This window comes from Microbacterium sp. LB12, assembly GCF_037150835.1.
Taxonomy (GTDB): Bacteria; Actinomycetota; Actinomycetes; order Actinomycetales; family Microbacteriaceae; genus Microbacterium.
Genome location: NZ_JBBCPF010000010.1, coordinates 68,597 through 86,576 on the forward strand (window position 1 = coordinate 68,597; position 17,980 = coordinate 86,576).

The following is a 17,980-nucleotide window of genomic DNA, read 5'->3' on the forward strand; positions in this document are numbered from 1 at the left end:
TCGCCGGTCACCGCCGGTGCGGGGCGTCATGCGTGCAGGACACCCCGCACACGGGGGTTACTCTCGAACAGTGACCCCCGCACACTCCTTCTCCGAGCCCACGAACACCGAGGCCATCCGCGTGATCGGCCGCTTCGAAGCCGGCCAGGGCATCCCCGATGCCATGCGCACCGACGTCCGGATGCTGGGCCAGCTGCTCGGCCAGGTCCTGCGCGAGGCGGGTGGCGACGGACTCTTCGAAGACGTCGAACGCCTGCGCCTCGCCACGATCCAGGCCTACGACCAGGAGACGCCTGACGCGTTCGAACGCGCCGCCGCGATCGCCGAGTCGTTCACGATCGCGCGTGCCGATGAGGTCGCCCGCGCGTTCACCTGCTACTTCCACCTCGTGAACCTCGCCGAGGAGCACCAGCGCGTGCGCGTGCTGCGCGAGCGTGCCGGTCAGCCGGGTCGCGAGGACGCCGCCGACACGGTCGCCACCGCGTACGCACGACTGCGCACCGAGGTCGGCGACGCCGAGGCCCGCCGCCGTCTGGACGGCCTCCGCTTCCACCCCGTCTTCACGGCGCACCCCACCGAGGCCCGCCGCCGCGCCGTGTCGTCGAGCATCCGCCGCCTGTCCGAACTGCTCACGCAGCACGACGCGGCGAGCGCGGGCGGCGCGGAGGAGCTGCGCGCCCGCCGCCGCATGCTGGAGGAGATCGACACCCTGTGGCGCACGGCACCGCTGCGCGCGCAGAAGCCGTCGCCGACGGATGAGGTGCGCACCGTGATGGGTGTGTTCGACGAGACGCTCTTCACGACCGTCCCGCACGTCTACCGCCGCATCGACGACGCCCTCCGCGGCGAGGAGTCCGGGGCCAGCGCGCCCGTCGTGCCCGCGTTCGTGCGCATCGGCTCGTGGGTGGGCGGTGACCGCGACGGCAACCCGTTCGTGACGGCATCCGTCACGCGCGAGGCCTCGCAGATCGCGGCCGACCATGTGCTGCGCGGACTGGAGCGCGCCCTGGAGCGCATCGGGCGCACCCTGACCCTCGCGGCGGACGACACCCCGCCGAGCGCCGACGTGCTCGCACTGTGGGACGCCTTCGCCACCGCCGAGCCGAAACTCGCCGCCGAACTCGCCACCCGCTCCCCCGACGAGCCGCACCGTCGCGTGCTGCTCGTGCTGGCACGACGAGTCGCCGCCACGCGGCACGGCGACGGCGCGCAGGCCTACTCCCGCCCGGAGGAGCTGCTCGCCGACCTGCGCGCGGTGCAGTCGTCGCTCGTCGCCGCCGGTGCGAAGCGCCACGCGTTCGGCGGCGTGCAGCATCTCATCTGGCAGGTCGAGACCTACGGCTTCCACCTCACCGAACTCGAGGTGCGCCAGCACTCCCAGGTGCACGCGAAGGCGCTGGCCGAGCTCGACGCCGGCGAGGCGCTCAGTGCGCAGACCGAGGAAGTGCTGGAGCTGTTCCGTGTGATCGCCGACATCCAGCGCGACCGCGGGGAGCGCGCAGCGGGCCGCTACGTCGTCTCCTTCACGCAGTCGGCGTCCGACCTCGCGAGCGTGCACCGCCTCGCCCGGTACGCCCTCGGCGACGACGTGCCGGTGCTCGATGTCGTCCCGCTGTTCGAGACGTTCGCCGACCTCCAGGCGGCCCCAGGCATCCTCGCCGAGGCCGTGGCCTTCCCGGAGTACCGCGAGCGCATGGCCGCGACCGGCAACCGGCTCGAGGTGATGCTCGGCTACTCCGACTCGTCTAAGGACGTCGGTCCCGTCGCGGCGAACCTCGCCCTGTACGAGGCGCAGGAGAAGATCGCGCGCTGGGCGCAGGAGTCCGGCATCGAGCTGACGCTGTTCCACGGCCGTGGCGGCGCGCTCGGACGCGGCGGAGGACCCGCGAATTCCGCCATCCTCGCGCAGCCACCGCACTCGGTCGACGGACGGTTCAAGCTCACCGAGCAGGGCGAGGTCATCTTCGCCCGCTACGGCGAACCCGCCATCGCGATGCGGCACATCGACCAGGTCGCCGCGGCGACCCTGCTCGCCTCCTCCCCCACCGAGGAGGAGCGCACGAGTCGCGCGGCGGAGCGCTACGCCGACGTCGCCCGGGTCATGGACGCCGCCTCGCGCGAGCGCTTCTTCTCCCTCGTCAAGGCCGACGGCTTCGCGCCCTGGTTCGCGACGGTCACCCCGCTCGAGGAGATCGGGCTGCTCGCGCTCGGCTCGCGCCCCGCCCGCCGCGGACTGTCGGTCGAATCGCTCGAAGACCTCCGCGCCATCCCGTGGGTGTTCGCCTGGACCCAGGCGCGCATCAACCTCGCCGGCTGGTTCGGCCTCGGCACGGCTCTGGATGCCGTCGGCGACGAGGCACTGCTCGTGGAGGCGTACCGGGAGTGGCCACTGCTGCGCACCATGATCGACAACGTCGCGATGAGCCTCGCCAAGACCGACGAGCGCATCGCCCGGCAGTACCTCGCCCTCGGCGACCGCGACGATCTGGCGCAGCTCGTTCTCGACGAGCTCGCGATCACGCGGCGCTGGGTGATCCGCCTCACCGGCGGCGAGGGCCTGCTCGAGAACAAGCCGGTGCTGCAGCGTGCCGTGCAGCTGCGCAGCCCCTACGTCGACGCCCTGTCGCTCCTGCAGCTGCGGGCGCTGCGGGCACTGCGGTCGGCGGTCGAGGAGCCCTCCGGCTCCGGAGCGGACGCCGAACAGCAGCGTCTGCTCCTCCTCTCGGTCAGCGGTGTCGCCGCCGGCCTGCAGAACACCGGATGACCCGTAGCGCCCTCCGGGGCGCGGGAAGTCCTCCCTGTCGTGCCCGCTAGAGTGAAAACTCCGCCCGATCCGGCACTGCTTTCACGCGACACGATCGCCTGCACCACCATCCCCCATCAGAAAGCTCACGCGTGACCGCTACGACTTCCGCCGACTTCCATCCGCTCGCCGACTCCGTCCAGCCCGTGTTCGACACGGTGCTCGCTCGCAGCCCGCACGAACCGGAGTTCCACCAGGCCGTCCACGAAGTGCTGCACTCGATCGCACCGGTCCTGGAGCAGCACCCGGAGTACGTCGACGGCGGCATCCTCGAGCGGCTCGTCGAGCCCGAGCGGCAGATCCTGTTCCGCGTGCCGTGGATCGACGACAACGGCAAGCTCCAGGTCAACCGCGGCTACCGCATCCAGTTCTCCTCGGTGCTCGGCCCGTACAAGGGCGGACTGCGCTTCCACCCCTCGGTGAACCTGTCGATCATCAAGTTCCTCGGCTTCGAGCAGATCTTCAAGAACGCGCTCACCGGTCAGGGCATCGGCGGCGGCAAGGGCGGGTCGGACTTCGATCCGCACGGCAAGTCGGATGCCGAGGTCATGCGCTTCTGCCAGTCGTTCATGAACGAGCTGTACCGCCACCTCGGCGAGCACACCGACGTCCCGGCGGGCGACATCGGCGTCGGCGGCCGCGAGATCGGCTACCTCTTCGGGCAGTACCGCAAGGTCACCAACCGCCACGAGTCAGGCATGTTCACCGGCAAGGGCACGGGCTGGGGCGGCGCCGAGGTGCGCACCGAAGCCACCGGCTACGGCGCGGTGTTCTTCGCGCAGGAGATGCTCGCCGTGCACAACGACTCCCTCGCCGGCAAGCGCGTCGGCATCTCGGGCTCCGGCAACGTCGCGATCTACGCGATCCAGAAGGCCACCCAGCTCGGCGCGACCGCGGTGACCGCCTCCGACTCCTCCGGCTACGTCGTCGACGACGCCGGCATCGACGTCGACCTGCTGCGTCAGCTCAAGGAGGTCGAGCGCGCCCGCATCGTCGAGTACGCGAACCGCCGTCCGAGCGCCCGCTTCGTCGAGGGCGGCAGCGTGTGGGAGGTGCCGGTCGACATCGCCGTGCCGTCTGCGACGCAGAACGAGGTCGGCCTGGCCGACGCGGAAGCGCTGATCGCCAACGGCGTACGCGCCGTGTCGGAGGGCGCCAACATGCCGTGTGTCCCCGAGGCCGTCGAGGCGTTCCAGAAGGCGGGTGTGCTGTTCGCACCGGGCAAGGCCGCGAACGCCGGCGGTGTCGCGACCTCCGCGCTCGAGATGAGCCAGAACGCCTCGCGTCAGCGCTGGACCTTCGCCGACAGCGAGAACAAGCTGCGCGAGATCATGGCCGACATCCACGATGCCGCCTTCGACGCCGCCGAGCGTCATGGTGTCGCGGGCGACTACGTCGCCGGTGCCAACATCGCCGGATTCGAGCGGGTCGCCGCGGCGATGCTCGCCCAGGGCGTCATCTGATCGCACACTGATCGCACAGAGAAGCGCCGCCTCCCTTTCCCGGGGGGCGGCTCTTCTCGTGTGCGGGTGCCGTCAGCTCTCGTCGACGGGCACCTTGACGACCTTGTTGTAGCCGGTCACGGCCTGGTTCTCGTCGAACGCGACGACCTTCTTGCGGAAGCCCTTCGTGATGATGGCGAGATAGACGACACCGATCGCCGTCCACACCAGTCCCCCGCGCAGCGCATCCTCGTGCAGGTTCGCCCACAGCAGGCCGGTGAGGACCATGCCGATTCCCGGCATCACGATGAAGTTGAAGATGTCGCCCGGCGTCTTGCGACGCCCCTTGCGGATCGCGAACCAGGCGATCACCGAGATGTTGACGAACGTGAAGGCGATCAGCGCACCGAAGTTGATCCAGGCGGCGATCAGCTCGAGCGTGAACGGGATCGCCAGCAGCGAGATGGCCCCCACCAGCACGATGTTGAACGTGGGCGTGTGCGTGCGCGGGTTGATGTAACCGAACGCCTTCTGCGGCAGCACGTTGTTGCGACCCATCACCAGCAGCATGCGCGACACCGAGGCGTGCGACGCCAGGCCCGAGGCGAGCGTCGCACAGAACCCGGCGGCCGTCAGCACGGCCATGAGCACGGGGCCGCCGACCAGGTTGCCGATGATCGGGAGGGTCGAGTCCTCGACGAACTGCATGTCGCCGCCCGGTGCGAACTCGTTCCAGTCCGGGAAGCGCAGCTGCGTCAGGTAGCCGCTGATCAGGAAGATCGCGCCGCCGAGCAGCACCGTCAGCAGGATGGCCTTCGGCATGATCTTCGGGTCCTTGGCCTCCTCCGCGTACATCGTGACCGCGTCGAACCCGATGAACGAGAAGCAGACGATCGTGGCGCCCATCAGCACCGCGCCCATCGTCGCGCCATCGTGGAAGATCGGCGTCAGCGAGGCGACCGTCCCGGCACCCTCGCCGCGCATCAGCTGCGCGATCACCATCACGACGAACACCGCCATCACGACGATCGAGAACACCAGCAGGATCATGTTCATGTTCGAGGTGCCGCGCATCGTCAGGTAGATGATGCTCGTGACGAGGATGCAGTACAGCACCACCCAGATCCACCCCGGGATCTCGGGGAACAGCGCCTCGAGGTAGCTGCGGATGATGAGGCAGTTCACCATCGGCAGCAGCACGTAGTCGATCAGCGAGGTCCACCCGACCATGAAGCCGAGGTTGGGGTGGATCGACTCGCGCACGTACGTGTAGGCGGAACCGGCACTCGGGATCGCCCCGGAGATCTTGCCGTAGCTGATCGCCGTGAACACCATCACGACCAGCGCGACGAGGTAGGCGGCAGGGACGACGTTGTCCGTGTCGCGGGCGACCATGCCGAACGTGTCGAAGACGACCGTCGGGGTCATGTACCCCAGTCCGAGTCCGACGATCGCCCACAGGCCGAGGTTCCGCTTGAGCGTTCCTCCACCGTGGGCGAGGGGTTTGGTCTTCGTGGCCATGTGTACTCCTCGGGGTACAGCGCATGGGTCGGACCCCAGTTGTCCGACGCTGTGCATCAGTATGGACCGGAGGGATTCCTCAGCGCTACGGCGAATCCGGAACGAAATACGCATTTAACAAACGAAAAGCGCACGGGATTCGAAGCGACCGGCGATCACCACCCTTCGGAGAGCACCCGATCCAGCATCGCGATCACATGATCGGCACTCTCGACCGACAGACACAGCGGAGGCTTGATCTTCAGCACGTTCGAGCGCTCCGATGTCGTGAGCACGATCACGCCCAGCTCCCGCATCCGCTCGCAGATCGCGGCGGCCTCGGCGGCAGCGGGCTCCATCGTCTCCCTATCGCGGACGAGCTCGACACCGAGGTAGAGCCCCTCGCCGTGCACGGGGCCGACGAGCGGATGCCGATCGGCGAGCGCGCGCAGCCCCGCCGCCAGACGGGCGCCGACCTCCTGCGCGTTGCGCTGCAGGTCGTCCTCGACCATCGCGTCGAGCACCGCGAGACCGATCCGGCAACTGAGCGTGCTACCTCCTGCCGAGGAGAAGAACTGCCCTTCCCGGCTCAGTGCATCGGCGATCCGCTTGGTCGTGATCACGCCGCCGATCGGAAACCCGTTGCCCATCGGCTTGGCGATCGTGACGATGTCGGGAATCACGCCGGACTGCTCGAACCCCCAGAAAGTGGAGCCCATGCGGCCGAAGCCGACCTGCACCTCATCGGCGATGCAGAGTCCCCCGCGCGCCCGCACGCGTTCGTAGGCCCCGGCGAGGTAGCCGTCCGGGAGGAGCACCCCACCGGCGTTGCCGAGCACCGACTCGCACACGAATGCCGCGACCTCCCGCCCCTCGCTGTCGAGGCGGTCGAGGTCGTCTGCGAGATCCGACAGGTACCGCGCCGCCGAGTCCGCGCCGCGGTGCGTGCCGCGGAACGGGTTCGGCACGTCGGCCACATGCACCCAGTCGGGCCGGGTGGCCAGGGCATCCGGGTTGTCGTACGCACTGGTCGTGACGGCATCGCTCGCCATGGTCCACCCGTGATACGCCTCTCTCAGCGCGACCACCGTGCGTCGCCCTGTGGCGGCCTGAGCGAGCCGGATCGCGAGATCGACCGCCTCGGAGCCGCTGTTGACGAGCAGCACGGTGTCGAGACCGCTGCCCAGGGGCATCAGCGCGATCAGCCGTTCGCTGTATTCGGCGAGGTCGCGGAAGAGGAACCGGGAGTTCGTGCCGAGCGTCTTGAGCTGCCGATTCGCCGCGGCGGCGATCTTCGGATGCCCGTGACCGAGGCCCGCGACGTTGTTCACCATGTCGATGTAGCTGCGACCGGTCGTGTCGATGAGGTGGTGCCGCCACCCGCGCTCGATCTGCGGCGGATGCTCGTAGTAGCGCTCCTGCGCCTCGGCGAAGATGCGCTCGCGCCGTCGGAGCTCGTCCTCCGCCTCATCGCGCTGGGCGTGCGAGACGAGTCCGAGCAGCGGGGCGGGATCGGCTGTGAGGCGCCGCCACGCCGCGACCCGCTCCGGGGCGACGAGGCGCGCGGAGGCGGGGGCGGTCGGTGCAGGAGGGGCCTCCGACCGGCGCACTCCGACGACGAGAGAGCGGATGTCGAACGACGCCGCGAGCCGACCGATGCTCTCGCCCTGCGCCACCGTGCCGGCACGGGTCGGTTCGATGTCGCTGCCGCGGACCTCGATGTCCCACCCGTCGCCGCGGACGATCCGCACGCCGCCGTCGGTCAGGCGCAGCTCCCCCGAGACCGGAGCGGTCAGGCGCGACGACGGCCCTGGCGCGACGTGGATCTCGGTCTCGACCGGCCAGGTGGCGGCGGCGTCGGCGGTGTCGACGACCGTGCGCGTGAGCCGGAACACCCCGTAGGGCACCACGGCCGCTCGGGCGCCGCCGGCATGGGCGTCGGCGACGAGCCGCTCCTCGGCGTCCGGGGCCGACCAGCGTCCGGAATCCAGTCCCTCGGCCTCCACGCCGGGGTCGACCACGACGACCGCGCCACCGAGGTCCGGCAGCAGGGTCCTCAGCGCCGAGGTCTCGGCATCGAGCGCCTCGGCCGCTGGCGGTGCGACGCGGGCGAATCCGAGCCGGGCCTGCACGTGCTCGGTGACCTCGACGAGCGGCACGGCGGTGGCCGCATCGAAGATGGCCTGCTCCCCCGCGATGCGTTCGGCCGCGTAGTCGTTGTCGCCGTCGATCTCGAGCTGGCGCCACCCGCTCGCGATCAGCAGCCCCGCCCGCAGCACGACGAGCGGCCAGACGGCGAGCGCCTCGTCGCGGCTCAGCGGAGCGTCGGCGTGGAAGGCGGCGACCGTGTCGAGGGCGCGCAGCGGACGCTCCGGCTCATGGTGGAGCATCGACGAGACGCACACGGCCAGCTCGGCCACCCGCCAGCCGAGACCGATGTCGCCGAGGTCGATCACGACCTGCGGGTGCAGTCGCGCGTCCGCGCCGAACCGCCCGATCACGTTGTCGTCGGTGAGGTCGCCGTGGATCGGCTGCACGGGCAGGCCGGGCGCGACCACCGCGAGCGCTGCCGCTGCCTCGTCCGCCGACCTGCGCACCCGGGAGCGCAGCGCGGAGTCGGCGATCGACGGCGCCAGGGCGAGGATCTGCTCGTGGGCCACGCGCAGGTCCCACATCTGCGCGCGATCGAGCCCCGGATGGTCCAGCCCGGCGAGCGCGTTGACGGATGCCGCCGCGAGCGCCCCGAACTCGGCGAGCACGACCGGTGCGAGGTAGCCGGCGTCCACCAGCGACGCGCCATCGGCGAACTCACTCCGTCGCACCGCCAGCCCGCGCCACCGTTGCGTCAGTGCGCCGTCGAGTCCGGGCAGGACGGCGGGGACGGCGACTCCGGCCGCCCGATACGCCTCGATCGCCTGATGCTGGGCATCGCGCGCGCCGTCGCCGAACACCGGATTGTCCACACGCAGCACGCTGCGGGCACCGTCGGGCTCGATCAGCACGAAGTTGCGGTCCTGGTTGCTTCCGAGCTCCATCGCCTCCGCATCGACGCCGTAGTGCTCCCGCGCGATCAGCACGGCATCCGCCGTGGTGACATCGGGTCGCACCAAGCCTGTGCCGACGCTCACCGCCGACCCGCCGTGCCGGCGTCGCCGTCGAGGGGCACATCGTGCGCGTGCCGCGCCAGCGAGGTGCCGTAGCGCTCGGTCAACTGCACCATCAGATCGGGGGTGTCCCTGTCGACACCGAACACATGGCCGGGGAAGTCGAGGTCGGGCTGCGCCGCCGCGATCTCCTCCTCCCGGTCGGGCGAGAACAGCTGCACCGGATCGCCGACCGCCACCCAGCCGATCGGCACGACCGTGCCCTCGGGGAGCACGGCACGGCGCAGCACGATGGCATTCACGCGCACCTCGCAGCGCGACCCGATCAACGCCCCGTTGAACACACGCGACCCTGAGGCGAGGAACGTCTCCTCCCCCACGGTCGCCCCGGCGATGCTCGACAACGTGCCGACCAGCGTGTGCGCGCCGATGTGCACCGCGTTGGCGGCGGTCGCCCTGATCAGCGCGTTCTCCATCACGATCACATGCTCGCCGAGCGTGATCGCCCCACCCTCCGCGGTGATCACGGCGCCGTGGAGCACCTGGCAGTTCGGCCCCACCTCCACGTCGCCGGAGATCACGGCGGTGGGAGCGACGACGGCAGTGTCATGGATCCGGGGCCGAGCCCCGAGGTGCTCGTACAACATGCGGCCAGACTAGTGCCGACCGCCGTCGCCGCGCGCTACTCGGCGGCGACGGGCTCCGGGAAGATCGCCGTGAACAGCTGCTCGACCCACGCGAGCAGCTGCGTGTCGGGCAGCGGCTCGAGCCCCACGCCGACCGCGGCGGGCACGGTGGGCATCGGCACGACCAGCGCCTCGCCCCCGGCCACCAGCTTCGCCTTGGGGTACAGCCGCTGCAGCCGCACCTTGATCGAGTCCTCCAACCGCGCCGGTGCGATGCGCAGGTTCGACCCCATCACGACCACATCCGTCAGCCCCGCGCGGGCGGCGCGACGACGCAGCCGCGACACGGCCACCAGTCCCTCGACGTCTTCCGGCGGTGTGCCGTAGCGGTCGACGAGCTCCTCGATCACCAGGTCGATCGCGTCATCCTTCGCGGTCGCCGCGGACGCCGCCGACAGCTTCTGGTACGCCTCCAGGCGCAGCCGCTCGCTGTCGATGTAGTGCTCGGGAATGCGCGCATCCAACGGCAGCTCCAGGCGCAGCTCCTGCCCGGTCTCCACCTCGTCGCCGCGGAACGTCGCCACGGCCTCGCCGATCATGCGCAGGTAAAGGTCGAAGCCCACACCGGCGATGTGGCCTGCCTGCTCGCCGCCGAGGAGGTTGCCCGCCCCGCGGAGCTCGAGGTCCTTCAGCGCCACCTGCATGCCGGAGCCCAGGTCGTTGTTGACCGCGATCGTCTGCAGGCGATCGGCGGCGGTCTCCGAGAGCGGCTTCATCTCGTCGTAGAGGAAGTACGCGTAGGCACGCTCGCGCCCTCGTCCGACACGCCCGCGCAGCTGGTGCAGCTGGCTGAGCCCGTACTTGTCGGCGCGGTCGATGATGATCGTGTTCGCGTTAGCGATGTCGAGACCGGTCTCGATGATCGTGGTCGAGACGAGCACGTCGAACTTGCGCTCCCAGAAGTCGTCGACGACCTGCTCCAGTTGGTGCTCGCCCATCTGCCCGTGCGCGACCGCGATCCGCGCCTCGGGCACGAGCTCGGCGAGCTCGGCGGCGACGCGCTGGATCGACTGCACACGGTTGTGCACGAAGAACACCTGGCCTTCGCGCAGGATCTCGCGCCGGATGGCCGCGGCGATCTGCTTGTCGCTGCGCGGACCGACGAACGACAGGATCGGATGGCGGTCCTCGGGCGGAGTCGCCAGCGTCGACATCTCCCGGATGCCGGTCACCGCCATCTCCAATGTGCGCGGGATCGGGGTGGCGCTCATCGCGAGGATGTCGACGTTGGTCTTCATCTTCTTCAGCGCGTCCTTGTGCTCGACGCCGAAGCGCTGCTCCTCATCGATGATCATCAGGCCGAGATCCTTGAACATCACCTGGTCGGTGAGGATGCGGTGGGTGCCGATCACCATGTCGACCGACCCCTCCAGCAGGCCCTGCAGCGTGAGCCGCGCCTCCTTGTCGGTCTGGAAGCGCGACAGCGGTCGCACCTTGACCGGGAAGCCGGCGAACCGCTCGGTGAACGTCTCGAGGTGCTGCTTCACGAGCAGTGTGGTCGGCACCAGCATGGCCACCTGCTTGCCGTCCTGGATGGCCTTGAACGCGGCGCGCACGGCGACCTCGGTCTTGCCGAAGCCGACGTCGCCCGAGAGCAGTCGATCCATCGGGATGGGCCGCTCCATGTCGGCCTTGATCTCATCGATCGTCTGCAGCTGATCCTGCGTCTCCGCGAACGGGAACGCCTCCTCCAGCTCGCGCTGCCAGGGTGTGTCGGGGCCGAACGCGTGGCCCTTCGCGCTCATCCGGGCGGAATACAGCTTCACGAGCTCGACGGCGATGTCGCGCACCGCCTTGCGGGCCTTGCCCTTCGCCTGCGACCAGTCGCTGCCGCCCATCTTCGACAGCGTCGGGGCCTCCCCGCCGACGTACTTCGAGAGCGCGTCGAGCTGATCCGTCGGCACGAACAGCTTGTCGCCGGGGTACCCGCGCTTGGACGGCGCGTACTCCAGCACCAGGTAGTCGCGCACCGACTTGGTGGCATTGCGCCCACCCGTGGACACCTCGCGCTGCACCATCTCGACGAAACGGCCGATGCCGTGCGTCGCGTGCACCACGTAGTCCCCCTGTTTGAGCTGCAGCGGGTCGACCACGTTCTTGCGACGGGAGGCGAGCTTCTTGACGACGCGCTGGTCGCCCCCGATCGTGCGGCCGTAGAACTCGTTGTCGGTGAGGACGGCGAGCTTGGCCTCGGCCACCTGGAAGCCGGCCTCGACGGATCCGGTCACGAGTGTCGCGACGCCGCCCTCCGGCGCATCGGCCAGCGACTCGACGACACGGGCGGCGAGACCACGGTCGGCGAGCACGTCACGAGCCCGGTCGACCAGGCCGCTGCCGGCGGCGATCACGACCACACGCCAGCCGTCGGTCACCTTCGCCTCGACGAACGAGATCGCCCCGTCGACGTTGCCGTGGAAGGACGGGATGACGGCGGCGCCGAGGTTCGCGGCATCCGCATCGCCCTCGCCGAGGCCGGCACCGAACGGGCTGAGGCGCCACCACACACCACCGCGACCGCGCACCACGTCGCGCAGCTCCGCGATCGTGAGGAAGTCTCCGGCACCCAGGTCGATGGGGGCGGAGGCCCCGGAGGTGGCGGCACTCCATGCGGCGTCCAGGAACTCGCGGTTCGTGTCGCCGAGGGTGATGGCGCGCGCACTGGAACGCTCGGGGTCGATGACCGCGGTCGCGCTCCCGGCGGGCAGGTACTCGGCGAGCGACTTCAGCGGACCGGACACCGCGGGCAGCAGCGACTCCATGCCCTCGACCGGGATGCCCTCGGCCATCTTCTCGAGCATGCCTGCGATCGCCGGGAAACCGCCGACCAGGGCGCGGGCACGATCGCGGACGTCGGCCGTGAGCAGCAGTTCGCGCGTGGGCGGGAGATCGATCCCCGCGACGTCGCCGGGGAGGGAGCGCTGATCCGCAACAGAGAACGCCCGGATCTGGTCGATCTCGTCGCCGAAGAACTCGACGCGGTAGGGGTGCTCCGACGTCGGCGGGAACACGTCGAGGATGCCGCCGCGCACGGCGAACTCGCCGCGACGCGACACCATGTCCACGCGGGAGTAGGCGCGCTCGACCAACTGCTCCACGACACGGTCGAGCTCGTTCCCCCTGCCGCCGACGGCGAGGTCGAGCGGGGCGATCTCACCGAGATTGCCGGCGATCGGCTGCAGCGCGGCGCGCACCGATGCCACGACCACGAGCGGGTGGTCGCCCGACCAGTCCGCGATGCGTCGCAGAGTCTGCAGACGCTGACCCACCGTGTCGGGGCTCGGGCTGAGCCGCTCGTGCGGGAGTGTCTCCCATGCGGGGAACGTGAGGATCTCGGCGTCGGGGAGGTAGGCGTGCATCGCGAGCGCCAGGCTCTCGGCGCGGCGTCCGGTCGGCACGACGGCGAGCAGCGCGGCCGGGTGCCCCGCGGCGGCGCGCTTCTCGAGCAGGCCGGCGAGGGCGGGTGCGTCGAGCCCGTCGACCAGTCCGAGGTCGGCATCGGTATGCGCCCAGCTGAGGGCGTCACGGTACAGAGACGCCTCTTCCAAGGCGCGCAGAATCCCCGGAACAGTCACCGGACAAGACTAGTCGCGCCCACCGACACTCGCCCCGCCCCTGTTCCCTCTCTCCCCTCCCCTCCCCTTCCTCCCCTCCCGCGCCGTCGCCGTCGCCGTCGCCGTCGCCGTCGCCGAGCGGCCCCTTTCCGTGCGAGCCACCCCTCTCTGACGGTTCGCGAAGGGGTGGCTCGCAGAGAAAGGGGTGGTTCGGCGAAGAGAAGGGGAGAGAGGGGGAGGGAGGGGCGGGGTGGGTGACAGTGTCGGAGGGCGATGCCAGGATGAGCACATGCCGGAGATGCCGGAAGTCCAGGGCCTGACCACCTTTCTCGACGGACGCGTCGTCGGGCGCACCATCACGCGCACGAGCGTGGGAGCCATCGCCGCCCTGAAGACCTACGACCCGCCGATCACGGCGCTGCACGACGCGACGATCACCGAGGCCGCACGTCTGGGCAAATTCATCGTGCTCTCCTGCGGCGACGAGCTGCACCTGGTGTTCCACCTCGCCAAGGCCGGGTGGCTGCGCTGGTACGAGACTCTTCCGACGACGCTCATCCGTCCGGGGAAGTCGCCGATCGCCCTCCGCGTGGCCCTCGACGACGGCAGCGGCTTCGATCTCACCGAGGCGGGCACCAAGAAGTCGCTCGCCGTCTACGTCGTGCGCGACCCGCAGGAGGTGCCCGGCATCGCCAGGCTCGGCCCCGACCCGCTCGATCCCGCGTTCACGCGCGACGCCTTCGCCGCGCTGCTCACGGATCGGCGCATGCAGATCAAGGGTCTGCTGCGCGACCAGGGCGTGATCGCCGGGATCGGCAACGCCTACTCCGACGAGATCCTGCACGCCGCACGCATGTCCCCGTACGCGATCGCCGGGAAGCTCGACGACGCCGAGATCGACCGACTGTTCGAGGCGATGCGCGAGACGCTGACCGAGGCCGTCGCAGAAGCATCCGGCAAGCCACCCGCCGATCTCAAAGACGCGAAACGCCGTGGGATGCAGGTACATGCCCGCCGCGGCGAAGCCTGTCCCGTGTGCGGCGATAGGGTCCGCAGCGTGTTCTTCGCCGACCGCTCCCTGGAGTACTGCCCCACCTGTCAGACGGGTGGCAAGGTGCTCGCCGACCGGCGGCTCTCGCGACTGCTCAAGTGACGGCGGCGCCTCGGCGCATGCGTCGGTCCATGTCGTGGAATGAAATGCGCACAGACGCGTTGAGTACACTCAGAGCAACAACGTGCTCCGGGGTCGGTGAGAATCCGAACCGGCGGTGACAGTCCGCGAGCGTCTCGAGAGATCGGGATGCCGATCCGGTGGAATTCCGGGACCGACGGTGATGCGAGGGAGACCTCGCTAGTCCGGAAGGGAGGCAGCACGAGGCGCATCCGTGCGTCCGTTCGGCCATCCCTGTCTGACCCCGCAGCCTCAGAGGAGGACGACGGATGGCAGTGAACGTGGCAGAGCGCAGCGCGATGGCGCGCGCTCTCGAGCTCGCCACGCGCGGGCCGCGCGGCGCGAACCCGCAGGTCGGCGCCGTCATCCTCTCCCCTGAAGGAGCGATCCTCGCCGAGGGATGGCACCACGGTCCCGGCCCCCCGCACGCCGAGGTCGACGCGCTGTCGAAGCTCGCCCCCGGCGCCGCGCGTGGAGCCACCGCGGTCGTCACCCTCGAGCCCTGCAACCACACCGGCCGCACGGGCCCGTGCGCGGTCGCGCTGATCGAGGCGGGCGTCGCCCGGGTCGTCTATGCCCTCGACGATCCCGGTGCCGTATCGGGCGGTGGTGCGGAACGACTGCGCGCCGCGGGAGTCGACGTGGAGGCAGGTGAGCAGGCGGCTGCCGCGCACACGCTGATCGACGGCTGGCTCACGGCCCAGCGCCTCGGCCGCCCGCACGTCACGGTCAAGTGGGCGCAGAGCCTGGATGGCCGGGCCGCGGCCGCCGACGGCACCAGCCAATGGATCACGGGACCGGCCGCCCGCGCCGACGTGCACCGGCGTCGCGCCGCGGCAGACGCCATCGCGGTCGGCACCGGCACCGTCCTCGCCGACGACCCGGCACTCACGGCCCGCGATGGCGACGCGCTGCTGCCGCACCAGCCGATCCCCGTCATCATCGGTGCGCGGGCCACGCCGTCCGACGCGGCCGTGCACCGGCATCCGCACCCTCCGCTCTTCTTCGACACACACGACCTGCATGCCGTGCTGGCCGATCTCCACGCGCGCGGCATCCAGAGCCTGTTCGTCGAGGGCGGCCCGACCCTGGCGAGCGCTTTCGTCGCCGCCGGACTCGCCGACCGGGTGCTCACCTACATCGCCCCGGTGCTGCTCGGCGGCGACCGGCTGGCCCTGACCGACATCGGTGTCGCGTCCATCGACCACGCCCGCCGTCTCGTCGTCGACGAATGGGTGCCGCTGGGACCCGACCTGCTCGCCATCGCGCACCCCGCCGACGACGCCGACCCTCAGACCGAAGGAGCCCGCTGATGTTCACCGGAATCATCGAGGAGATGGGTGAGATCACCGCGATCACGCCCTCCGGCGACGGCTGGCGGCTGACCGTGCACGCACCCCGTGCCGCGGCGGACGCCGTGCACGGTGAATCGATCGCGGTCTCCGGCGTGTGCCTGACAGTGGTCGGGTCGACCGCCGACACCTTCGACACCGATGTGATGAAGCAGACCCTCGACGTGGCCGCCATCGGCTCGGCGACCGTGGGCACGCGCGTCAACATCGAGAAGGCGATGCCGGTGGGCGCGCGCCTCGGCGGGCACATCGTGCAGGGTCACGTGGACGGAGTCGGCGAGGTGCGCGAGGTGCGTCCGGGGGCCCAGTGGAGCGTGCTCCGCATCGGCCTGCCGACCGACCTCGCCCCGCTCGTGGTCGACAAGGGCTCCATCTCGGTCGACGGCACCTCCCTCACCGTGAGCGCCGTCAGCGCCCCGGCCGACCCCTCCCCCTGGTTCGAGGTCTCGCTCATCCCGGAGACGCTCGCCGCGACCACCCTCGGCATCCGCGCCGTCGGCGACCGCGTGAACCTCGAGACCGACATCCTCGCCCGTCACGTCGAGCGTCTGCTCGCGTTCCGCGCCGCACCGGAAGGAGGCTCGCGATGAGCCTTTCCACGATTCCCGAGGCCCTGGAGGCGCTGCGCGCCGGGCGTCCCGTCCTCGTCGCCGACGATGAGAACCGCGAGAACGAGGGAGACGTCGTCCTGTCCGCCGAACTCGCCACCCCGGAGTGGGTGGCGTGGACGGTGCGCTGGTCGTCGGGCTTCATCTGCGCCCCGATGCCGACCGACCTCGCGGACCACCTCAACCTTCAGCCCATGGTGGCCGCCAGCGAAGACGCCCGCTCGACCGCCTACACGGTGAGCGTGGATGCCGCGGAAGGCGTCACGACCGGCATCAGCGCCCACGACCGCGCGCACACCCTCAACGTGCTGGCGAACCCGGAATCGACGGCGACCAGCGTCATCCGACCGGGGCACGTGCTGCCGCTGCGTGCGATCGACGGCGGCGTGCGCGAGCGCAGCGGTCACACCGAGGCCGCGGTCGAGCTCATGAAGCTCGCCGGGCTCCGCCCCGTCGGCGCGATCGCGGAGGTCGTCGCCGAGGACGGCAGCATGATGCGTCTCCCCGGCCTGATGGAGCTGGGTGCCCGCGACGGTGTGCCGGTAATCACGATCGAGCAGCTCATCGCGCATCTCAACGAGATCGACCCCGAGGGCGCGACGCCGGGCGCGCACCGTGGTCGCCGCGTGAGCCTGCGCGCCGACGCCACGGTGCCCACGACGCACGGCACGTTCCGCTTCCTTGCCTACAAGGACCGCATCACGGGGACCGACCACATCGCGGTCGTCTCGGGTGAACTCGGCGAGACGGCGCTGGTGCGCGTGCACTCCGAGTGCCTGACCGGCGAGGCGTTCGGCTCGCAGAAGTGCGAGTGCGGGCCTCAGCTCGACTCCGCCCTCGACGCGATCGAGAAGGAGGGCGGCGTCGTCATCTACATGCGCGGTCACGAGGGCCGCGGCATCGGCCTCATCAACAAGCTGCGCGCGTACAGCCTGCAGGAGGAGGGGCTCGACACGGTCGACGCCAACCTCGCGCTCGGTCTTCCCGCCGATGCGCGCGACTACGCGGCGGCCGCGGGCATCCTCGCCGACCTCGGGGTGTCGAAGGTGCGTCTGCTGACGAACAACACCGACAAGGTGGCGCAGCTGCGTGAGCTCGGACTCGACGTCGTCGAGCAGGTGCCGCTGATCGTCGGCGTCGGCCCCAACAACCACCAGTACCTGGAGACCAAGCGTGACCGGATGGGTCACATCATCGGCGAAGCGGAGCTCGCAGCAGCGCTCGCCCACGGAGAGGACGAGAAATGAGCGGCGCAGGAGCACCCCAGGGCGGCAGCATCGACGGACGCGGACTGAACGTCGTCGTCATCGCCGGCACCTGGCACGAGACCATCTCGAACGGCCTCATCGCGGGCGCCGAGCGCGTGCTCGATGCGGCGCACGCGACCCACCGCCTGGTGCGGGTGCCCGGATCCTTCGAGCTGGCCATCGCCGCGCAGGCCGCTTTCGCCGGCGGTGCAGACGCCGTGGTCGCTCTCGGCGTGATCATCCGCGGCGGCACCCCGCACTTCGAATACGTGTCGGCAGCGACCACCGACGGCCTCACCCGCGTCTCGCTCGACGCCGGCAAGCCCGTCGGGTTCGGCGTGCTCACCCTCGACGACGAGCAGCAGGGCCTCGCCCGCGCCGGACTCGAAGGATCGATCGAGGACAAAGGTGCTGAGGCAGCCGACGCGGCCCTGCGCACGGCCCTCGTGACGCGGGAGCTGCGCGGCTAGGTCAGCCTGCCCTTGCTAGCGCCGACGTACCCGCCCCCCGTACGGT

The 17,980-nt window shown here is 70.4% G+C and carries 11 protein-coding genes and 1 riboswitch; of the genes, 7 read left to right on the forward strand and 4 right to left on the reverse strand.

Features of this window, described 5'->3' with window-relative positions; all coding sequences use genetic code 11:
• Nucleotides 1-70: 70 nt before the first annotated feature.
• Nucleotides 71-2,764, forward strand: a complete 2,694-nt coding sequence (locus tag WFM69_RS16050; protein WP_337006434.1) for a phosphoenolpyruvate carboxylase — start codon at nt 71-73, stop codon at nt 2,762-2,764.
• A 131-nt stretch (nt 2,765-2,895) separates the two neighbouring features.
• Nucleotides 2,896-4,266, forward strand: coding sequence for an NADP-specific glutamate dehydrogenase (gene gdhA / locus WFM69_RS16055; protein ID WP_337006436.1), 1,371 nt, complete (start codon nt 2,896-2,898; stop codon nt 4,264-4,266).
• Between the two features lie 72 nt (nt 4,267-4,338).
• Here gdhA and WFM69_RS16060 read toward each other — a convergent pair whose 3' ends face one another.
• From WFM69_RS16060 to mfd, 4 genes are all read right to left on the reverse strand, one after another.
• Complete coding sequence (locus tag WFM69_RS16060; protein ID WP_337006438.1) at nt 4,339-5,766, reverse strand: APC family permease; 1,428 nt, start codon at nt 5,764-5,766, stop codon at nt 4,339-4,341.
• 155 nt (nt 5,767-5,921) lie between these two features.
• A complete protein-coding gene (locus tag WFM69_RS16065; protein ID WP_337006440.1) occupies nt 5,922-8,873 on the reverse strand; it encodes an aminotransferase in 2,952 nt (983 codons plus the stop codon).
• Complete coding sequence (locus tag WFM69_RS16070) at nt 8,870-9,496, reverse strand: gamma carbonic anhydrase family protein (RefSeq protein WP_337006442.1); 627 nt, start codon at nt 9,494-9,496, stop codon at nt 8,870-8,872. The genes WFM69_RS16065 and WFM69_RS16070 overlap by 4 nt, the downstream gene beginning before the upstream one ends.
• 35 nt (nt 9,497-9,531) lie before the next feature.
• Nucleotides 9,532-13,107: a transcription-repair coupling factor gene (gene mfd, locus WFM69_RS16075; RefSeq protein ID WP_337006444.1), complete on the reverse strand. Its 3,576-nt coding sequence runs from the start codon at nt 13,105-13,107 to the stop codon at nt 9,532-9,534.
• A gap of 268 nt (nt 13,108-13,375) precedes the next feature.
• Between mfd and WFM69_RS16080 the strand changes: the two genes are divergently transcribed.
• From WFM69_RS16080 to ribH, 5 genes are all read left to right on the forward strand, one after another.
• On the forward strand, nt 13,376-14,239 hold the full coding sequence (locus WFM69_RS16080; protein WP_337006446.1) for an Fpg/Nei family DNA glycosylase: 864 nt from the start codon (nt 13,376-13,378) through the stop codon (nt 14,237-14,239).
• A gap of 79 nt (nt 14,240-14,318) precedes the next feature.
• Nucleotides 14,319-14,463, forward strand: a riboswitch (FMN riboswitch).
• A 63-nt stretch (nt 14,464-14,526) separates the two neighbouring features.
• Nucleotides 14,527-15,570 carry a bifunctional diaminohydroxyphosphoribosylaminopyrimidine deaminase/5-amino-6-(5-phosphoribosylamino)uracil reductase RibD gene (gene ribD, locus WFM69_RS16085; protein WP_337006448.1) on the forward strand — a complete coding sequence of 348 codons (1,044 nt, stop codon included), beginning with the start codon at nt 14,527-14,529 and terminating at the stop codon, nt 15,568-15,570.
• A complete protein-coding gene (locus tag WFM69_RS16090; protein ID WP_337006450.1) occupies nt 15,570-16,199 on the forward strand; it encodes a riboflavin synthase in 630 nt (209 codons plus the stop codon). The genes ribD and WFM69_RS16090 overlap by 1 nt, the downstream gene beginning before the upstream one ends.
• Entirely contained in the window at nt 16,196-17,464 is a 1,269-nt protein-coding gene (gene ribA / locus WFM69_RS16095; protein WP_337006452.1) for a GTP cyclohydrolase II, read from the forward strand. The genes WFM69_RS16090 and ribA overlap by 4 nt, the downstream gene beginning before the upstream one ends.
• The gene (gene ribH, locus WFM69_RS16100; protein WP_337006453.1) at nt 17,461-17,934 is read left to right on the forward strand and encodes a 6,7-dimethyl-8-ribityllumazine synthase; all 474 of its coding nucleotides are present in this window, start codon (nt 17,461-17,463) and stop codon (nt 17,932-17,934) included. Before ribA ends, ribH begins: the two co-directional genes overlap by 4 nt.
• Nucleotides 17,935-17,980: the final 46 nt, after the last annotated feature.